Origin of the sequence: Lentzea kristufekii, from assembly GCF_033949925.1 — a bacterium.
In the GTDB taxonomy this organism is placed as follows: domain Bacteria; phylum Actinomycetota; class Actinomycetes; order Mycobacteriales; family Pseudonocardiaceae; genus Lentzea; species Lentzea kristufekii.
Genome location: NZ_JAXAVV010000023.1, coordinates 70,869 through 86,489, shown reverse-complemented (window position 1 = coordinate 86,489; position 15,621 = coordinate 70,869). Strand labels below are relative to the sequence as shown.

12 protein-coding genes are annotated in these 15,621 nt (G+C 68.4%); 3 read left to right on the top strand and 9 right to left on the bottom strand.

Annotation, left to right across the window (positions count from 1 at the left end; all coding sequences use genetic code 11):
- Positions 1 to 89 precede the first annotated feature (89 nt).
- A complete protein-coding gene (locus SK571_RS35720; RefSeq protein ID WP_319988519.1) occupies positions 90 to 1,037 on the top strand; it encodes a serine/threonine-protein kinase in 948 nt (315 codons plus the stop codon).
- Here SK571_RS35720 and SK571_RS35715 read toward each other — a convergent pair.
- Both SK571_RS35715 and SK571_RS35710 read right to left on the bottom strand, forming a co-directional pair.
- The gene (locus tag SK571_RS35715; RefSeq protein ID WP_319988518.1) at positions 943 to 1,815 is read right to left on the bottom strand and encodes a DNA-3-methyladenine glycosylase family protein; all 873 of its coding nucleotides are present in this window, start codon (positions 1,813 to 1,815) and stop codon (positions 943 to 945) included. The two genes, SK571_RS35720 and SK571_RS35715, sit on opposite strands and share 95 nt — an antisense overlap.
- Before the next feature lie 130 nt (positions 1,816 to 1,945).
- Complete coding sequence (locus tag SK571_RS35710; RefSeq protein ID WP_319988517.1) at positions 1,946 to 2,659, bottom strand: response regulator transcription factor; 714 nt, start codon at positions 2,657 to 2,659, stop codon at positions 1,946 to 1,948.
- Between the two features lie 357 nt (positions 2,660 to 3,016).
- On the opposite strand from SK571_RS35710, the gene SK571_RS35705 reads away from it, so the two are divergent.
- Complete coding sequence (locus SK571_RS35705) at positions 3,017 to 5,272, top strand: ATP-binding protein (protein WP_319988516.1); 2,256 nt, start codon at positions 3,017 to 3,019, stop codon at positions 5,270 to 5,272.
- Here the strand turns inward: SK571_RS35705 and SK571_RS35700 are convergent.
- Complete coding sequence (locus SK571_RS35700; protein ID WP_319988515.1) at positions 5,262 to 5,939, bottom strand: HAD family hydrolase; 678 nt, start codon at positions 5,937 to 5,939, stop codon at positions 5,262 to 5,264. The genes SK571_RS35705 and SK571_RS35700 overlap by 11 nt on opposite strands.
- Complete coding sequence (gene ribB / locus SK571_RS35695) at positions 5,936 to 6,592, bottom strand: 3,4-dihydroxy-2-butanone-4-phosphate synthase (RefSeq protein ID WP_319988514.1); 657 nt, start codon at positions 6,590 to 6,592, stop codon at positions 5,936 to 5,938. The genes SK571_RS35700 and ribB overlap by 4 nt, the downstream gene beginning before the upstream one ends.
- A 238-nt stretch (positions 6,593 to 6,830) precedes the next feature.
- On the opposite strand from ribB, the gene SK571_RS35690 reads away from it, so the two are divergent.
- Positions 6,831 to 8,447, top strand: coding sequence for a glycosyl hydrolase family 18 protein (locus tag SK571_RS35690; RefSeq protein ID WP_319988513.1), 1,617 nt, complete (start codon positions 6,831 to 6,833; stop codon positions 8,445 to 8,447).
- Between the two features lie 61 nt (positions 8,448 to 8,508).
- Here SK571_RS35690 and SK571_RS35685 read toward each other — a convergent pair whose 3' ends face one another.
- The 5 genes from SK571_RS35685 to recD2 form a co-directional block, all read right to left on the bottom strand.
- Positions 8,509 to 9,573, bottom strand: a complete 1,065-nt coding sequence (locus tag SK571_RS35685; RefSeq protein WP_319988512.1) for a serine hydrolase domain-containing protein — start codon at positions 9,571 to 9,573, stop codon at positions 8,509 to 8,511.
- A 2-nt stretch (positions 9,574 to 9,575) separates the two neighbouring features.
- The gene (locus tag SK571_RS35680; RefSeq protein ID WP_319988511.1) at positions 9,576 to 10,667 is read right to left on the bottom strand and encodes a serine hydrolase domain-containing protein; all 1,092 of its coding nucleotides are present in this window, start codon (positions 10,665 to 10,667) and stop codon (positions 9,576 to 9,578) included.
- A 112-nt stretch (positions 10,668 to 10,779) separates the two neighbouring features.
- Positions 10,780 to 11,406: a serine hydrolase domain-containing protein gene (locus SK571_RS35675; RefSeq protein WP_319988510.1), complete on the bottom strand. Its 627-nt coding sequence runs from the start codon at positions 11,404 to 11,406 to the stop codon at positions 10,780 to 10,782.
- A 459-nt stretch (positions 11,407 to 11,865) separates the two neighbouring features.
- Positions 11,866 to 13,143, bottom strand: a complete 1,278-nt coding sequence (locus tag SK571_RS35670) for a M14 family zinc carboxypeptidase (RefSeq protein ID WP_319988509.1) — start codon at positions 13,141 to 13,143, stop codon at positions 11,866 to 11,868.
- A 290-nt stretch (positions 13,144 to 13,433) separates the two neighbouring features.
- Positions 13,434 to 15,605, bottom strand: coding sequence for an SF1B family DNA helicase RecD2 (recD2, locus tag SK571_RS35665; RefSeq protein WP_319988508.1), 2,172 nt, complete (start codon positions 15,603 to 15,605; stop codon positions 13,434 to 13,436).
- Positions 15,606 to 15,621: the final 16 nt, after the last annotated feature.

Here is a 15,621-nt window from a genome sequence, read left to right as displayed (position 1 = left end):
ATCGGGATGTCCTGAAACGCTGTTACGGTCGCCTCGCGTACGAGGAAGCGCGGGGTCGGCGAACAGGTGACGGCAGTTAGGCTCCCGGGGTGCTGATCGCCGACCGCTACGAGATCGACGACCTGCCGCTGGGGCGGGGTGGCATGGGTGCCGTGCACAAGGGCCGGGACCTGCGCCTGGATCGACGCGTCGCGGTCAAGCTGCTGCGGCTGCCAGGCAGCGACGACGAGGTGGCGCAGCGGTTCGCGCGCGAAGCGAGGATCGTCGCCCGGCTGGAGCACCCCGGAGTGCCCGTCCTGTACGACTTCGGGACGTTCGAGCAGCGCCTCTTCCAGGTCATGCAGTTCGTCGACGGCGTGACGGTCGCGGACCTGGTCGGCGAGTTCGGCCCGCTGCCCGAGGCCTGGGCCGCGAACATCGCCGCGCAGACCGCCGCGGTCCTGGCCGCGGCGCACGAGCGCGGCATCTGCCACCGCGATCTCAAGCCCACCAACCTGATGCTGTGCCCGGACGGGGCGGTGAAGGTGCTGGACTTCGGCCTGGCGCTGCTGCGGGAGAGCGACGTCGCCCCGTTCAGCCGGGCCGGGCAGATCCTCGGCACGCCCTCGTACATGGCGCCGGAGCAGATCCAGCGCGGCACCGCCGAGCCCCGCAGCGACCTGTACGCGCTGGGGTGCGTGCTGCACGAGATGCTGACGGGCGAACAGCTCTTCACCGGGCCGACGGCCTACGCGGTGTTCGACAAGCACGTCAAGGAGGCGCCGCGGCCGGTCCAGGGCGCGCTCGACCCGTTGGTGCAACGGTTGCTGGCCAAGGAGCCCGACGGGCGGCCGGAGACGGCGCTGCAGGTTTTCGAGGACCTGCAAGGGTTTGCGCAGGACCCGCCGGCGTTGCCCGGGTTCGTGCGGGACGGCTCGACGGCGATGTACTCGAGCGTGCAGGTCAGGCCGGGATTCGGTTCACCTCGTGATCACCGGTCGCCCACAGGTGCTGCACCGCGTACGCACGCCACGGTCGCCACGCCTCCGAACGCCTGAGCAGCGCCGCGGGCGTCGTCGGCAGGCCCAGGGCCTCCGCGGCCAGACGGATGCCGAGGTCGGTCGGCAGGAACGCGTCGGGATCGCCCAAAGAGCGCATCAGGATCGACTCGACGGTCCACGGGCCGAAGCCCGGCAGCGACGAGAGCCATTCGCGCGCAACGGCTCGGTCCGCGCCGGGAGACAGGTCCAAACCGGACTCCAGCGCGCCCAGCAACGCGGCCATCGTGCGGCGGCGGGACTCGGGCATCGCCAGGGCCGCGGGATCGAACGACCGCGGGAACAGGAACAGGTCGCCCACCGGCGTTCCGAAAGCCGCCACGAGGCGTGCGGCGTGCGTGCGCGCGGCCTTCGTCGACACCTGTTGACCCAGCACGGCGCGAATAGCGAACTCCGCGCCGTCGACCGTGCGCGGCACACGACGCCCAGGAGCAGCCGAAACCAACGGCGCCAAAAGGGGATCCGCGGACAACGCCGCATCGACCACTAATGGATCTGCGTCGAGGTCCAGCAGAAATCGGCACAGGTCTAGAGCACTAGCCGAATCGCGAGAATCCGACAGTTCCAGCGTGCACGCGACGTGATCCGGGAACGGCCGCAAAGCCGCGATGCCGAAACCGCAAGGAAGTCGCAAGGTGCGCCGGTAGACACCGTTCCGCCACTCCTCCACTCCGGGCACGGCGGTGGCGATGAGGTGGCCGAACAGGTTGTCGGGGCACAGAGGTGATTGAAAGTGCAACTGTTCCGAGAACGTGACCGGCGGCATACCCGCCAGCATGACGCCATTCCAACCGAGACGCTGGCGGGAAAGCGACATCATTCCGGACGGGGCCAACCGGGTGACCTGCTTCGCGGGGCGAAAATCCGTGGCTAGGCTGACCGTCGCGCCGTGGCAAGAGTTGTCGGTTTCAGCATGGAAGGGCGGCGTCGCGTGCGATGAGAGCGGCTTGGACGCGGTTGTCGCACCGAAGTTTCGTCAGCAGTCGGCTGACGTGGGCCTTGATAGCCCCTTCTGAGAGGTACATGAGCCGTGCGATTCGTGCATTCGCCATGCCCTGCGCCAGGTACACCAACACTTCCTGCTCGCGTCGAGTGAGCAGGCTGATGCGGCTGCGTGCGGCGTCACGGCGTTCCGAGTCGGCGCCGGTGAAGTGGTCGATCAACGCACGCGTCGCGGACGGCGAGAGGATCGCCTCCCCGGCGGCGACGGCGCGCACTGCGTTCACCAACGCGTCTGGTTCGCCGTTCTTGAACAGGAATCCCGCCGCGCCCGCGCGCAACGCGGGGAAGAGCATCTCCTCGGTGTGCGGCGTGCACAGCATGATCACCTGTGTGCCCGGCACGTGCCTGCGCACCATTCGCACCGCGGCGAGGCCTTCCATGCCGGGCATGGAGGCGTCCATCAGCAGCACCTGTGGACGTTGGCGCCGCGCGAGTTCGAGCGCTCCGCCACCGTCACCGGCCTCGCCGACCACCACGACGTTGCCGGCACGTTCCAGCACACCGCGGACTCCCGTGCGGATCAGAACCTCGTCGTCGGCGATGCCGACGGTGATCGTGCGCGGTTTGTCCACCAGTTGCAGACCTGCGCTCGCCCACGAGGTGCTCGTCGTCAACGTCATGCGCACTCCCTGTCAGACCGGACCAGTCACCAGTTTGTTCCCGAACGAGGTCTACGGGAAGGCAGGCATAACGAAGAGGTTGCGAACCGTCTCACGCGCACGCAGGCGTAACGGGTTGCACGTGTCAGGTCATCACACACGACCTGCGAGAACGCCGGACCGAGACAGGAACTGCCTGCCGTTACGGCTTGAGGAGAGGGACCTATGACCAGCAACGGGCGTTGCGCTCTATGCGACGGCACGATGCCTCCCGCCACCTCCGAACAACGCAGGTCCTACTGCTCCAACGCATGCCGCCAACGGGCGTATCGCCGCCGTGTCACCGTTTCCACGGCGACGCCCGTCACCAGGCAGAGCGTGCGCGTGCTCTCGAACCTGCCCGCCGCTCGCGACACGTTCGTCGGCCGCCAGCAGGAGCTGTCGAAACTCGACCAGCTGTTGCGCAGGCATCGTCTCGTTACGCTCGTCGGCAGTGCGGGTGCGGGCAAGACGAGGCTCGCGCTGGAGGCCGCGGGAAGGTTGCGGCGCGGACGAACAGACCGGGTCCTCCTGGTCGCGCTGGGCGAGATCACCGCTTCCCGAGACGTCATGCCAGCCCTCGCTGACGCGCTCGGGGTCACCGTCCAGTCCGACGAACCGTTGCGCGACACCGTGGTCGAGACGCTCGTGAACATGAAAGTGCTCGTGGTCCTCGACAACTGCGAGCACCTCCTCGACACGTGCGCCGAACTCACCGACATGCTGCTCAACCGCTGCCCCGGCGTGCGGGTGCTCGCGACGTCACGCGAAGCCCTGTGGATCACCGGCGAGGTCAGCTTCCACGTCGAGGGTCTGCCCGTTCCCTCAACCGATCGGGACCTCGTCACGACGGCGGCGCCGCGCTCCGAGGCCGTGAAGCTGTTCGTGGACAGGGCTCGCGAGCGCAAGCCCGACTTCCGGCTGACCCTCGACGACACCGCCGCGGTCGCACTGTTGTGCGCACGGCTGGAAGGCATGCCGCTCGCGATCGAACTGGCGGCGCGCTGGGTGCAGTTGTTGCCGGTCACGGCCATCTGCGACCGCATGGACGAGCCGCTGGAGCTGCTGACTCTGGGCTGCCGCAAGTCGCCGTCGCGCCAGAGCTCGCTGCGCGAGGCCATCGACTGGAGCTACCAGCTGCTGCAGCCGGACGAGCAGTTCGCGCTGCGGCGGCTGTCCGTCTTCGACGGTGGCTTCGACCTGGCCGCGGCCAACGAGGTCTGCTCGTCGGAACGCTCCGCGGAGCCCGTGCTGGACGTGCTGTCGCGGTTGCAGGCCAAGTCGTTGCTGGCGGCCATCCCCGGCACGACGAGGTTTCGCCAGCTGGAGACGATCCGGTTGCACGCCAGGGAGAAGCTGCTGGCGGCCGGCGAGCTGGACATCGCCTACGAGGCGCTGGCCCGCTGGTTCACGGACCTGTCGGACGTGCTGATCACCGCGCCGCTGTCGATGCCCGCGGACGTGCAGCACAAGCTGGACAACCACGTCGACAGCCTGCTCGGCACCGTCGAGTGGGCGGCCGATCGCGCCGACGAACGGTTGCTGCTGCTCACCGCGGCCCTGGCGGACTGCACCGCCCGCCGCGGACTGCTCGGCCAGGCGCGGGTGATGCTGCGGGACGCGCTGCGGCGGCCGTCCACTCGGGACGACTACCGCTGCGTGGCGCTGAACCACGCCGCCCGGTTCGCGGCCGAGCAGGGCGACAACGACGAGGCCGCCGAACTCTCCGCCGAGGCGTCGCGGCTGGTCAGGGACATCGGGCAGCCCGCGCTGGTGATGAGCAGCCGCAGCACGCTGGCGGCGGTCCAGCAGTCGTCCGGCGAGTGGGAGGCGTCGGTCGAGAACAACACCGAGTGCCTGCGCGTCGCGGAGTTGCTGGGCGAGCCCCTCGCTCGTGCGACGGCGTTGGTCGATCTGGCGCGCACGGCGTTGTCGCTGGGCAAGCACGAACGTGCCGAGAAGAACGTCATGTCGGCGTTGCCCATCTCGCGCGCGTCGGGCGTTCCCGCGCGCATCGCCTCCGCTCTCAACACACGCGGCGCCGTCGCGTTGGTGCAGGGCGATCTGGACGAGGCCACCCACGCTTTCCAGGAGGCGTTGCGAATGGACGGTCTCAACCCGTTGACCGCTCCTGACGCCCTGGAAGGCCTCGCCGTGGTCGCCTTGACGCGCGGTCAGGCCGAGCGCGCGCTACGGCTCGAAGCGACCGGACGGGCCATGCGCCGGTCCGTCGGTGTGGTGCCGAACCCGTTCTGGGCGGAGAAGGTCGCTGGGGCCATGCGCACCGCACGGCTGATGCTGCCCGCCGCGCGCGCAGAGGCTGCGGCTACTCCGTTGACCCCCGCCGACACCGAGGCGTTCATCCAGGACGAGGTGTGGCTGGACCGCACCGAGGCGGCGTTCGACTCGCTCGACGACCACGAGCGGCGGGTGGTCGCGTTGCTGGCCAGCGGGCTCACGAACCAGCAGATCGCGAACCGGCTCAACGTGTCCGTGCGGACCGTGGCCTCCCGGCTGCAGCGGCTGCGGGACAAGCTGGGCCTGCAGAGCCGGGAGGACATCGCGGCCTGGGGTGCGGAGCGCGCTATCGGCTGAGCGCGTACACGTTCACCCACAGCCGGCAGATCTCCTTGGCCGCGACACGGGCGTCGGACGCCGTGCACGCCGCCAGCCGCAACACCTCGTAGTCGCGGGCCGTGGAGGGGTTGGGAATCGCGAGCACCGTCATGCCCGCCGCGTGCGCCGAGCGGATGCCCGAACCCGAGTCCTCGACGGCGAGGACGTTCACGGGATCGAGGCCGAGCTTGCGCGCGGCGAGCAGGTACGGGTCGGGTGCGGGCTTGCCGTTCGCGACGTCGTCGCCCGTCACGATCGCCTCCACGTGCCGCCGGAGCCCGGACGCCGACGCGGCGGCCCGCACGTAACGCCGTGGCGACGCCGACACCAGCCCGACCGGCCCGAGTTCCGCCGCCAGGGCAACGAGTTCCGCCGCTCCGGGCAGCAACCCGAACGTGCCGCGCGCGATCGCGTCGACCATGCCGTCCACGCACTCGGACACCGCACGCTCCGGTGTGAGGCCGTGGCACCGTCCGGCGAGGTAGGCACTCCAGTTCGCGGTGCTCGTGCCCTGGATCGCCGCCCAGTCGGCGTGGGTCCAGTGGTGGTCGTGGCGGGCCGCGACGGTGCCGATCACCTGGTTCCACGTCGCGGCGCTGTCGACGAGGGTCTCGTCGAGGTCGAAAACGGTCGCGAGCAGGGTCACAGCGCGACCACGCTCTCCGACACGAGCGCCGCGAGCTGCTCGATGGACACCAGCTTCAGCCAGTGCTGGTCCGCGAACGCCCTGAGCTGCGGCAACCGAGCGACGCTGCCGTCCTCGTCGCACACCTCGCTGATCACGGCGACGGGCTGGAACCCGGCCAGCCGCATCAACTCGACGGCGGCCTCGGTGTGCCCGCGCCGTTCGCTCAGGCCGCCCGCCTTGGCGCGCAACGGGAACACGTGCCCAGGCCGGCGCACGTCCTGCGGCGTGCTCGCCGGATCAGCGAGAACGCGCAGCGTGTGGGCGCGGTCCGCGGCGGAGATGCCGGAGTCGATCCCGTTCGTGGCGTCGATCGAGACGGTGTAGGCGGTGCCTTCGGGGTCCTCGTTGTCCTGGACCATCAACGGCAGCCGCATCCGGTCGGCGACCTCGGGCGCCACCGGCGCGCAGATCAGGCCGCTCGTCTGCCGCACGTAGAACGCCAGCGCCTGCTGGGTGGCGTGCTCGGCGGACATGATCAGGTCGCCTTCGTTCTCCCTGTCCTCGTCGTCGACGACGATCACCGGTCGGCCGGCCCGCAGGTCGGCGACGGCTGCCTGGACCGAGTCGAGGCGTGGTGTGCGTTTTGCCTGTTCAGGAACGGTGAGGTTCACGTCCTCATCGTTGAGAACGGGCGGTGGCAACGCTCGGCGGACCTGTTGTTTTGACCCGAAGGTGCGAACTTCCTCTCGGGACCGCTCCCAGACTCGACGAGCTGACGGAGACCCGACCGGCCAGGACAGCTAAACCGTTTTCGAACTGCTCCATTCGAGTGACGGCAGAGGTCTAGACCTTGACCTTCGAGTGGTCTAAACCACATCGTTCTGGCACCCCCTGCGACTGAGGAGACCGATGTCCAAGTCCCGATGGCATCTAGCTGCTCTCTTCGCGGCTGTCGCCGCGATGGTCCTCGGAATCGTCGTCGTGCCCGCTGCTAGCGGTGCCGGTGGCGTTTCCGCCACGTTCTCCAAGGGTTCTGACTGGGGAACGGGCTTCGAGGGCAAGTACACGATCAAGAACAACAGCGCGGCGGCCCTGACCGCGTGGACCGTCGAGTTCACGCTGCCCGCCAACCACAAGGTCACCTCGCTCTGGGACGGCTCGTACACGACGAGCGGCCAGACCGTCACGGTCAAGAACACCTGGAACGGCAGCATCGCTGTCGGCGGGTCGGTGAGCTTCGGCTTCAACGGCTCCTACACCGGCACGTTCGGTGCGCCGACCAACTGCAAGCTCAACGGTGGCTCGTGCGAGGCCGGCGGGACCAACCCGACGACGACCACCACCACGTCGACCACGACGACTACGACCACCACCACGACCACCACCACGACTGGTCCGCCTCCGCCTCCCGGGAAGATCAACCTGGGCTACTTCGCGGAGTGGGGTGTGTACCCAGCGCGCAACTACCAGGTGAAGAACATCGACACCTCGGGTTCGGCGTCGAAGCTCACGCACATCAACTACTCGTTCGGCAACGTGGTCGGCGGCAAGTGCACCATCGGCGAGACCTTCCCCGCCATCGAGAAGTCGATGACGGCGGCGGAGAGCGTCGACGGTGTGGCTGACACGTGGGACGCGCCGGTGCGCGGCAACTTCAACCAGCTGCTGAAGCTGAAGAAGAAGTACCCGAACCTCAAGGTGCTGTACTCGTTCGGTGGCTGGACCTGGTCCGGCGGCTTCGGCGAGGCCTCGCGCAACCTGCCCGCGTTCGTCGACTCCTGCTACAACCTGTTGAAGGACCCGCGCTGGGCGGGGCTGTTCGACGGCATCGACATCGACTGGGAGTACCCGAACGCCTGCGGTCTCTCCTGCGACACGAGTGGTCCGGCCGCGTTCAAGAACATGGCGGAGGCCCTGCGCAACAAGTTCGGCCAGAACTTCCTCGTCACGGCGGCGATCACGGCTGACGGCTCCGCCGGCGGCAAGATCGACGCGGCCGACTACGGCCCCGCGTCGGCGTACCTCGACTGGTACAACGTCATGACGTACGACTACTTCGGTGCGTGGGCGGCTCAGGGCCCGACGGCTCCGCACTCCCCGCTGACGTCGTACACCGGCATCCCGACCGCCGGCTTCAACTCCGAGGCCGCGATCTCGAAGCTGCGCTCCAAGGGCGTTCCGGCCAGCAAGCTCCTGCTCGGCATCGGCTTCTACGGCCGCGGCTGGACGGGTGTGACGCAGGCCGCCCCCGGTGGCACCGCGACGGGTCCGGCTCCCGGCACGTTCGAGCAGGGCATCGAGGACTACAAGGTCCTGAAGACCAAGTGCCCCGCCACCGGCACCATCGCCGGCACGGCCTACGCGTTCTGCAACGGCCAGTGGTGGAGCTACGACACCCCGCAGACGATCACCAGCAAGATCCAGTGGGCACGCAGCCAGGGTCTCGGCGGCGCGTTCTTCTGGGAGCTCACGGGTGACACCGCGAACGGTGAGTTGATCACAGCGATGAAGAACGCCCTCGGGTAGTCCTTCTAAACGCCGGGAGGGGAGCTGGGTCAACCCAGCTCCCCTTTTGTTTGCCCGAAAATCAGCAGAACACCTGGTCCAGCAGCCGGCGGTAGCCGTCACCAGGGGTACCGCCGTCGGCGGCCTCGGTGAGCGACAGTTCGAGACGTTCGCCGTCCGGCGTGCCGACCATCATCGTCCCGTAGCCGTGGATCTGACCGTCGTGGCCGTAGACCTTCGTGCCGCAGGACAACGACGCGACCGCGAGGCCCAGACCGTAGCCGGGACTCACCGCCGACGTCTTCGTCAGTTCCTCCTGCTGCGCGGGTTTGAGCAGCTTTCCGGCCAGCAGGGCCGTCAGGAACGTGTCCAGGTCGCGGGTCGTCGAGATCATCTCCCCCGCCGCCCAGCCCCACGACGGGCTGAGCCGCGTGACGTCCACGGGCTTGCCGGAGGCATCGGGGAAGTAACCGTGCGCGTGCGGGCCGGGCACCTCCACCGAGTTCCTGGGCAGCACGGTGTCCTTGAGTCGCAACGGCTTCAGGATCCGCTGCTCGACTGCCCGCTGGTACGGCCTGCCGGTGACCTTCTCGATCAGCAGACCCGCCACGACGTAGTTCGCGTTGGAATAGCTCCATCGCGTGCCGGGTTCGAAGTCCAGGGGCTTGCTCGTGGAGATCGCGAGCAGCTCCTGCGGCGTCCAGGTCCTGAAGCGGATCGACGGGAACCCAGCCGGGTCGAGCGGCATCGAGTCCGTGTAGTTGTGGAGACCGCTGGTGTGCTGCAACACCTGCCGGACGGTGATGCGGTCGTCGACCAGGCCGGGCAGGTGACGCGACACCGGCGCGTCCAGGCCGAGCTTCCCCTCCCCCGCGAGCTGCAGCACCACGGTCGACACGAACGGCTTGGTGACACTGCCGATGCGGAAGGTTCCGTTGTGCGGCACGGGTTTGCGGGAGCCCAGCTCGGCGACACCAGATCGGACGGTGTCGCGGCCGTTGATCCGCGCCTGGATGCCGAGTGCGCCTCCTGACGTCGTGAGCTGGTCGATGATCTCCTGCACGGCACCCTGCCGGGCCGGTGCCGCCGAAGCGACACCGGCCGTGGCGAGCAGGGTGGCCGCGGTGAGTGCGGCTACGATTTTCATGATCAGCAGAAGACCTCGGTCAGGAGCTTGTTGAAGGCCTCACCGGGGTCACCCTGGGTGGGGCCGCTGGTGGCGTTGAACTCGAAGCGCTTCTTGCTGTCGGGCGTGGTCATCATCTCCGACGAGTAGCCGGGGATGCCGCCACCGTGACCCCACACCTTGGTGCCGCACGGCAACGCCCGCACCTGCAGACCGAGTCCGTACTCCGGGCTCACGGCCGTCGTCCTGCTGATCTCCTGCTGCTGCGCGGGCTTGAGCAGCCTGCCGCTCGACAACGCCGTGACGAACGTGTCCAGGTCGCGCGTCGTGGAGATCATCTCACCGGCCGCCCAGGCGACCGACGGGTTGATGCGGGTGATGTCGGACGGCTTGCCCGCGACGGTCCAGTAGGCGCGGGCGTGCGGGCCGCTGATGCCGGCCCTGTCGCCCGGCACCTCGGTGTCGTTGAGGCGCAACGGCTTCAGGATGCGCTGCTCGACGGCCTTCTCGTACGGCTTGCCGGTGATCTTCTCGATGAGCAGACCGGCGACGACGTAGTTGGTGTTGGAGTAGCTCCACTTCGTGCCGGGCTCGAAGTCGAGCGGCTTGGACGTGGAGAGCGCGAGGAGTTCCTGCGGTGACCAGCTCTTGTAGCGGATCTTCTCGAACTCCTCAGGGCTGAGCGGCAACGCGTCGGTGTAGTTGAAGAGCCCGCTCGTGTGCTGCAGGACCTGGCGGACGGTGATGCGGCCGTCGATCAGGCCGGGCAGGTAGCGGACGACCGGGGCGTCCAGGTCGATCTTGCCCTCGCCGGCGAGTTGCAGCGTCACCGTGGACACGAACGTCTTGGTGATGCTGCCGACGCGGAACCTGCCGTTCTGCGGCACCGGCCTGTCGCTGTTCAGTTCGGCCTTGCCGGAACCGGCCGTGAAGCGCTGCCGCCCGTCCGTGACTCTGGCCTGCACGCCCAGAGCCGCCCCGCTCTGCGTGATCTGGTCCAGGGCCTGCTGGACGACCTCGCGGTCCACGCTCGACGTGTCCGCCGACGCGACACCCGCGGTGGTCAGAGCCAGCAGGCTCGCTGCGGTAACTGTGGCTACCAATCGATTCCCCATGCCCACACCCTGTCGATGCGGGGCATCAACCCGCATCCACCTTCAGTCGTACGAAGGCCCTAGGGGTTTCGCTGAGAAACATCGGCAGAAGGCGGGATGTCCCCTGCTCCGTTCAGCAGAAGATCTCGTTGATCAGCTTGCCGTAGGCGTTCGTCGGGTCGCCCGTGCCGACACCGGCGCTGATCGAGATCTCCACCCGGCGCTTCAGGTCCGGCGTCGAGTAGGCGTAGCTGGAGAAGCCGGGCACGCCACCGGGGTGGCCGATGATCGTGGTGCCGCACGGGGCCTTCTCCACGAAGACGCCGAGGCCGTAGTCGGTGCTCACCGGGGTCGTCTTCGTCAGTTCTGCCTGCTGGGCGGGCTTGAGCAGCTTGCCGGTGAGCAGTGCGGCGTAGAAGGTGTCGAGGTCCCTGGTGGTCGTGATGACGTCGCCGACCGCCCAGAAGACGGACGGGTTCCAGCGCGTGGTGTCGACCGGCTGCCCGTTCACGATCCCGTACGAGTGGGCGTGCGGGCCGCGGATCTCCGGGTCGTTGCCGGGGAACGTGGTCTCGTCGAGGTGCAACGGCTTCAGGACGCGCTGAGCGACGACCTGCTCGTACTCCCGGCCGGTGACCTTCTCGATCAGCATGCCGAGGATGAGGTAGTTGGTGCTGGAGTAGTTCCGCTTCGTGCTGGGCTGCGGTTTGACGGCGTGTCGGCGTGAAGTCGCGCGGAGGGCAGGGCCCCGCCCTCCCAAGGGGGCTGACCGCCAGGCCTCTTCAGGCTATTCGCGAAATCGGTCTGTCAAGGGGCCGCTCGCCGATCTGTGGACAACCTCGCGGGCGCCACCGAGTTGTCCACAGATCTCCGGACGGAGGGCTTGACAGCGCGTTGCCGCAGGTAAAGTCAGGTTCCTGCCGCTCAGGTGGCCAGCCCCCGGGAGGGTGGGGCCCTGCCCGCCGAACCCCACCGCTGTACGGCACCAGGCGCGGGTTGTTCATCTCCGCGGTGCGGACCGCGCGGCGACGCTGGTCCAGTCGTCCGTCGTGCGGATCTGAGCGCGCCCTGGACCGTCCCGATGGCGATCAGGTCGTCCAGCCCCTCCTGAAAGATCCCACGGTCGACCTGGGTGTCGACCGCGACTGCGGTTCCGGTGAAGAGCAGGCTGAATGCGCCAGAGTGGCGAGTAAGCGTGTCCCCATGCCCCCACAATGCTTCAGTAGGGCCGTTTTGCTGCATTCATGGCCGAAACGAGCATGGGACGCACTTTCGGCCAATGCACGTCCTTCTGGCAGGAGAACGGCGGCAGGAAGCCACCGCACCTGCCGGAGCCGGCGCCGATCTCCCAGACGAAACTCGGCACGCCCAGGTCGTCGTACACCCAGTCGTCGGTGGCTCCGGACGCGTTGTAGAGCACCTCGCCCGGCTGGCCCGCCGTGAAGCCGGACAGCGCGGCCATGTCGTTCGCGATCTTGCGCAGGGCGGCGTCGTTGCCCGTCTTCTGGGTGCTCCAGCCCCACGGGAAGAGCACGTAGTCGCCGTAGCTGTGCATGGAGATCACGGCGCCGGTCGTGTCGGCGGAGGCGGCGGCGGTGTCGCCCGGTGCGCGGGTGTCGCGGTAGAGCTTGCGCCACAACGACTCCAGCGCCTGCACCTCCACCTCGGAGTCGGCGCGCGTACCGCGGTAGGTCTCGCTGCACTTGTTCGTGGACGAGCCGACCTCGCCCCAGTGCGAGCCCGCGTTGCGGTTGAGGTCGACTCCGCGCGAGCCGGAGGTGCACGTGCCGTGGGCGTTCTTGCGCTGCAGCACGGGTGAGTCACCGCCGGACTCGACGATCTCGACGCCGTCCGGGTTGGCGATCGGGACGACCCAGACCTCCAGGTCGGCCAGCATCGCGGTGAGGTCGGAGCCGACCAGGTCGTCGATGAACCGCCACGCCATGTCGCCGGTGGTGATCTCGCGGGCGTGCAGCTGGCCCATCACGAACAGGCGCGGTTTCGGCGCGGTGGGCGTCAACGCGCAGTCACCCGGGCTCTTCCGGGTGATGCAGATGGCTTTCAGGTCGTGTCCGCCGACGCCCTGGGTCTTGCGCCAGGAGTCGCCGTAGTCGACGACGGTCGCGAGGCCGGGGTGGGCGCGGGCGACCTCGTCGAGGTGGGCGAGATGCGCGGTGATCGTCCGGTACCCGCCGTAGTAGGTCGCGTCTCCGAGCGAGCGCGGCGCCCGCTGGGACGGGGGCATCGCCGTCTCGACGGTGGACCGGTAACCGTCGGAGCGCAGCTTCTGGGCGGTCCGCGGGTCACCGACGACGAACAGGTCGGCGCCGTCGCGCTGTTCCAGCACGTCGTAACCCAGGCCCAGCAACCTTTGCGCGGAATCACCCATCGGTGCGGGCACCCGCAGCACGTACGTCGCTTGTGGACCTTCTGCTGGAGCTGGCGCGGGACTGAGAAGCAGGGCGAGGCAGGCGAGCAGGGCGACGGCGGTCCGCATGATGGATGATCATCGGCCGTCCGGCTGATCGCCGCCACTCCGTTCGACCGACCGGATGATTACCGTCCGGTTCTTGGGACGTCAGTGGCGGCCGTTTGGCGCGCTGTGACGAAAATCAATATCATTCTGCCCGGCATCGCAACAGTTGGTGTGCAGAAGCGGGAGCGCAGGCCATGGACCACCTTTACAACGACGGTGTCGCCGACATCTCCTTCCCCTGGCGCGGTTCTCCCGCGGACGACGACGAGGGACTGGAACCGACCGTCGTGCGCAGCGTGGACTGACGAAACTCAGAATGTCTGCGCTGTCCTCAGCCGATGGGCCAGCGCCGTGTGACGGCGGCCCGCGCCGACCGTGCGGACGGCCTGGCCGATGGCCCTCTTGCTGCCCACGAGCACCACGAGCTTCTTCGCGCGCGTGACGGCGGTGTAGAGCAGGTTCCGTTGCAGCATCATCCACGCGCTGGTCGTGATCGGGATGACCACGCACGGGTACTCGCTGCCCTGGGAGCGGTGGATGGTCATGGCGTAGGCGTGGCTGAGTTCATCCAGCTCAGAGAACTCGTAGTCGACTTCCTCGTCCTCGTCGGTGCGGATCGTCAGCTTCTGCTCGACCGGGTCGAGCGCGATGACGACGCCCAGGGTGCCGTTGAAGACGCCGTTGCGGCCCTTGTCGTAGTTGTTGCGGATCTGGGTGACCTTGTCGCCGAGCTTGAACACCCTGCCGCCGAACCGCTTCTCCGGCAGGTTGTCGCGGGAGGGCGTGAGGGCTTCCTGGAGCACGGTGTTGAGCGCGCCCGCGCCGGCCGGGCCGCGGTGCATCGGGGCCAGCACCTGGATGTCCTTGCGCGGGTCGAGGCCGAACTTGCGCGGGATGCGGTTCGCGACGACGTCGACGGTCAGCGTCGCCGCGTCCTCGGCCTCGTCGGCGCTGAAGAGGAAGAAGTCCGGCAGTCCCTGGACGATCGGGTAGTCGCCGCTGTTGATGCGGTGGGCGTTCGTGACCACGCCGGACTCCTGGGCCTGGCGGAAGATGTGCGTCAGCCGGACGTTCGGGATCGGGCTGCCCTGCGCCAGCACGTCCCTGAGCACCTCCCCCGCGCCGACGGACGGCAGCTGGTCGACGTCGCCGACCAGGAGGAGGTGCGCGCCGGGCGGGACGGCCTTCACGAGCTTGTTGGCCAGCAACAGGTCCAGCATCGAGGCCTCGTCGACGACCACCAGGTCGGCGTCGAGCGGGTGGTCGCGGTCGTACGCCGCGTCGCCGCCGGGCTTGAGCTCGAGCAGGCGGTGGACGGTGCGGGCCTCGTGGCCGGTCAGCTCGGTGAGGCGTTTCGCGGCGCGTCCGGTGGGGGCGGCCAGCACGATCTTGGCGCGTTTCGCCTGGGCCAGGCGGACGATCGAGCGGACCGTGAAGCTCTTGCCGCAGCCGGGGCCACCCGTCAGCACCGCGACCTTCTGCGTCAGGGCCAGCTTGACCGCCGCCGCCTGGTGTTCCTCGAGGTCGGTGCCGAGCCAGGCGAGGGCCTTGTCCCAGTCCACGGTGGCGAAGCTCGGCATCCGGTCGGTGTCCGCGTGCAGCAGGCGTTTGAGCTGCGCCGCCAGCGAGATCTCGGCGCGGTGGAACGGGACCAGGTAGACGGCGATCTCGTCGTCCGGGAGCTCCTCGCGGACCACACCCTCTTCCTCGACGAGCTCCGCCAGGCAGTCGATGACCAGGCCGGTGTCGACCTGGAGGATCTTGATGGCGTCCGCGATGAGTGCCTGTTCCGGCAGGTAGCAGTTGCCGTCGGTGGTGGCCTCGGAGAGCGTGAACTGCAGGCCGGCCTTGACGCGTTGCGGGCTGTCGTGCGGGATGCCGACGGCCTTCGCGATCACGTCGGCGGTCTTGAAGCCGATGCCCCAGACGTCGTTCGCGAGGCGGTACGGCTCTTCCCTGACGACCTCGATGGACTTGTCCCCGTACTGCTTGTAGACGCGGACGGCGAGGCTCGTGGAGACGCCGACGCCCTGCAGGAAGACCATGACCTCCTTGATGGCCTTCTGCTCCTCCCAGGCGTCCGCGATGAGCTTGGTGCGCTTGGGGCCGAGCTTCGGGACCTCGATGAGGCGTTCCGGGGAGTGCTCGATGACGTCCAGGGCGTCCACGCCGAAGTGGGTGACGATCTTGTCCGCGAGCACCGGGCCGATGCCCTTGATCAGGCCGGAGCCGAGGTAGCGGCGGATGCCCTGGATCGTCGCGGGCAGGATCGTCGTGTAGTCGTCGACGTGGAACTGCTTGCCGTACTGCGGGTGCGAGCCCCAGGTGCCGCGCATGCGGATCGACTCGCCCGGTTGCGCGCCGAGCAGCGCGCCGACGACCGTGACCAGGTCACCGCGGCCGGTGTCGACCTTGGCGACGGTGTAGCCGTTGTCCTCGTTGGCGTAGGTGATCCTCTCCAGGACCGCTTCGAGGACGTTCATGCCGAGAACCTACAAC

Bases quoted from the DNA above. Each gene is read 5' to 3' on its own strand.
- SK571_RS35670 (WP_319988509.1), bottom strand. From the start codon at position 13,143: ATGCGGACCGCCGTCGCCCTGCTCGCCTGCCTCGCCCTGCTTCTCAGT.
- SK571_RS35690 (WP_319988513.1), top strand. From the start codon at position 6,831: ATGTCCAAGTCCCGATGGCATCTAGCTGCTCTCTTCGCGGCTGTCGCC.
- recD2 (WP_319988508.1), bottom strand. From the start codon at position 15,605: ATGAACGTCCTCGAAGCGGTCCTGGAGAGGATCACCTACGCCAACGAG.
- SK571_RS35685 (WP_319988512.1), bottom strand. From the start codon at position 9,573: ATGAAAATCGTAGCCGCACTCACCGCGGCCACCCTGCTCGCCACGGCC.
- SK571_RS35710 (WP_319988517.1), bottom strand. From the start codon at position 2,659: ATGACGTTGACGACGAGCACCTCGTGGGCGAGCGCAGGTCTGCAACTG.
- SK571_RS35715 (WP_319988518.1), bottom strand. From the start codon at position 1,815: ATGCTGGCGGGTATGCCGCCGGTCACGTTCTCGGAACAGTTGCACTTT.
- SK571_RS35680 (WP_319988511.1), bottom strand. From the start codon at position 10,667: ATGGGGAATCGATTGGTAGCCACAGTTACCGCAGCGAGCCTGCTGGCT.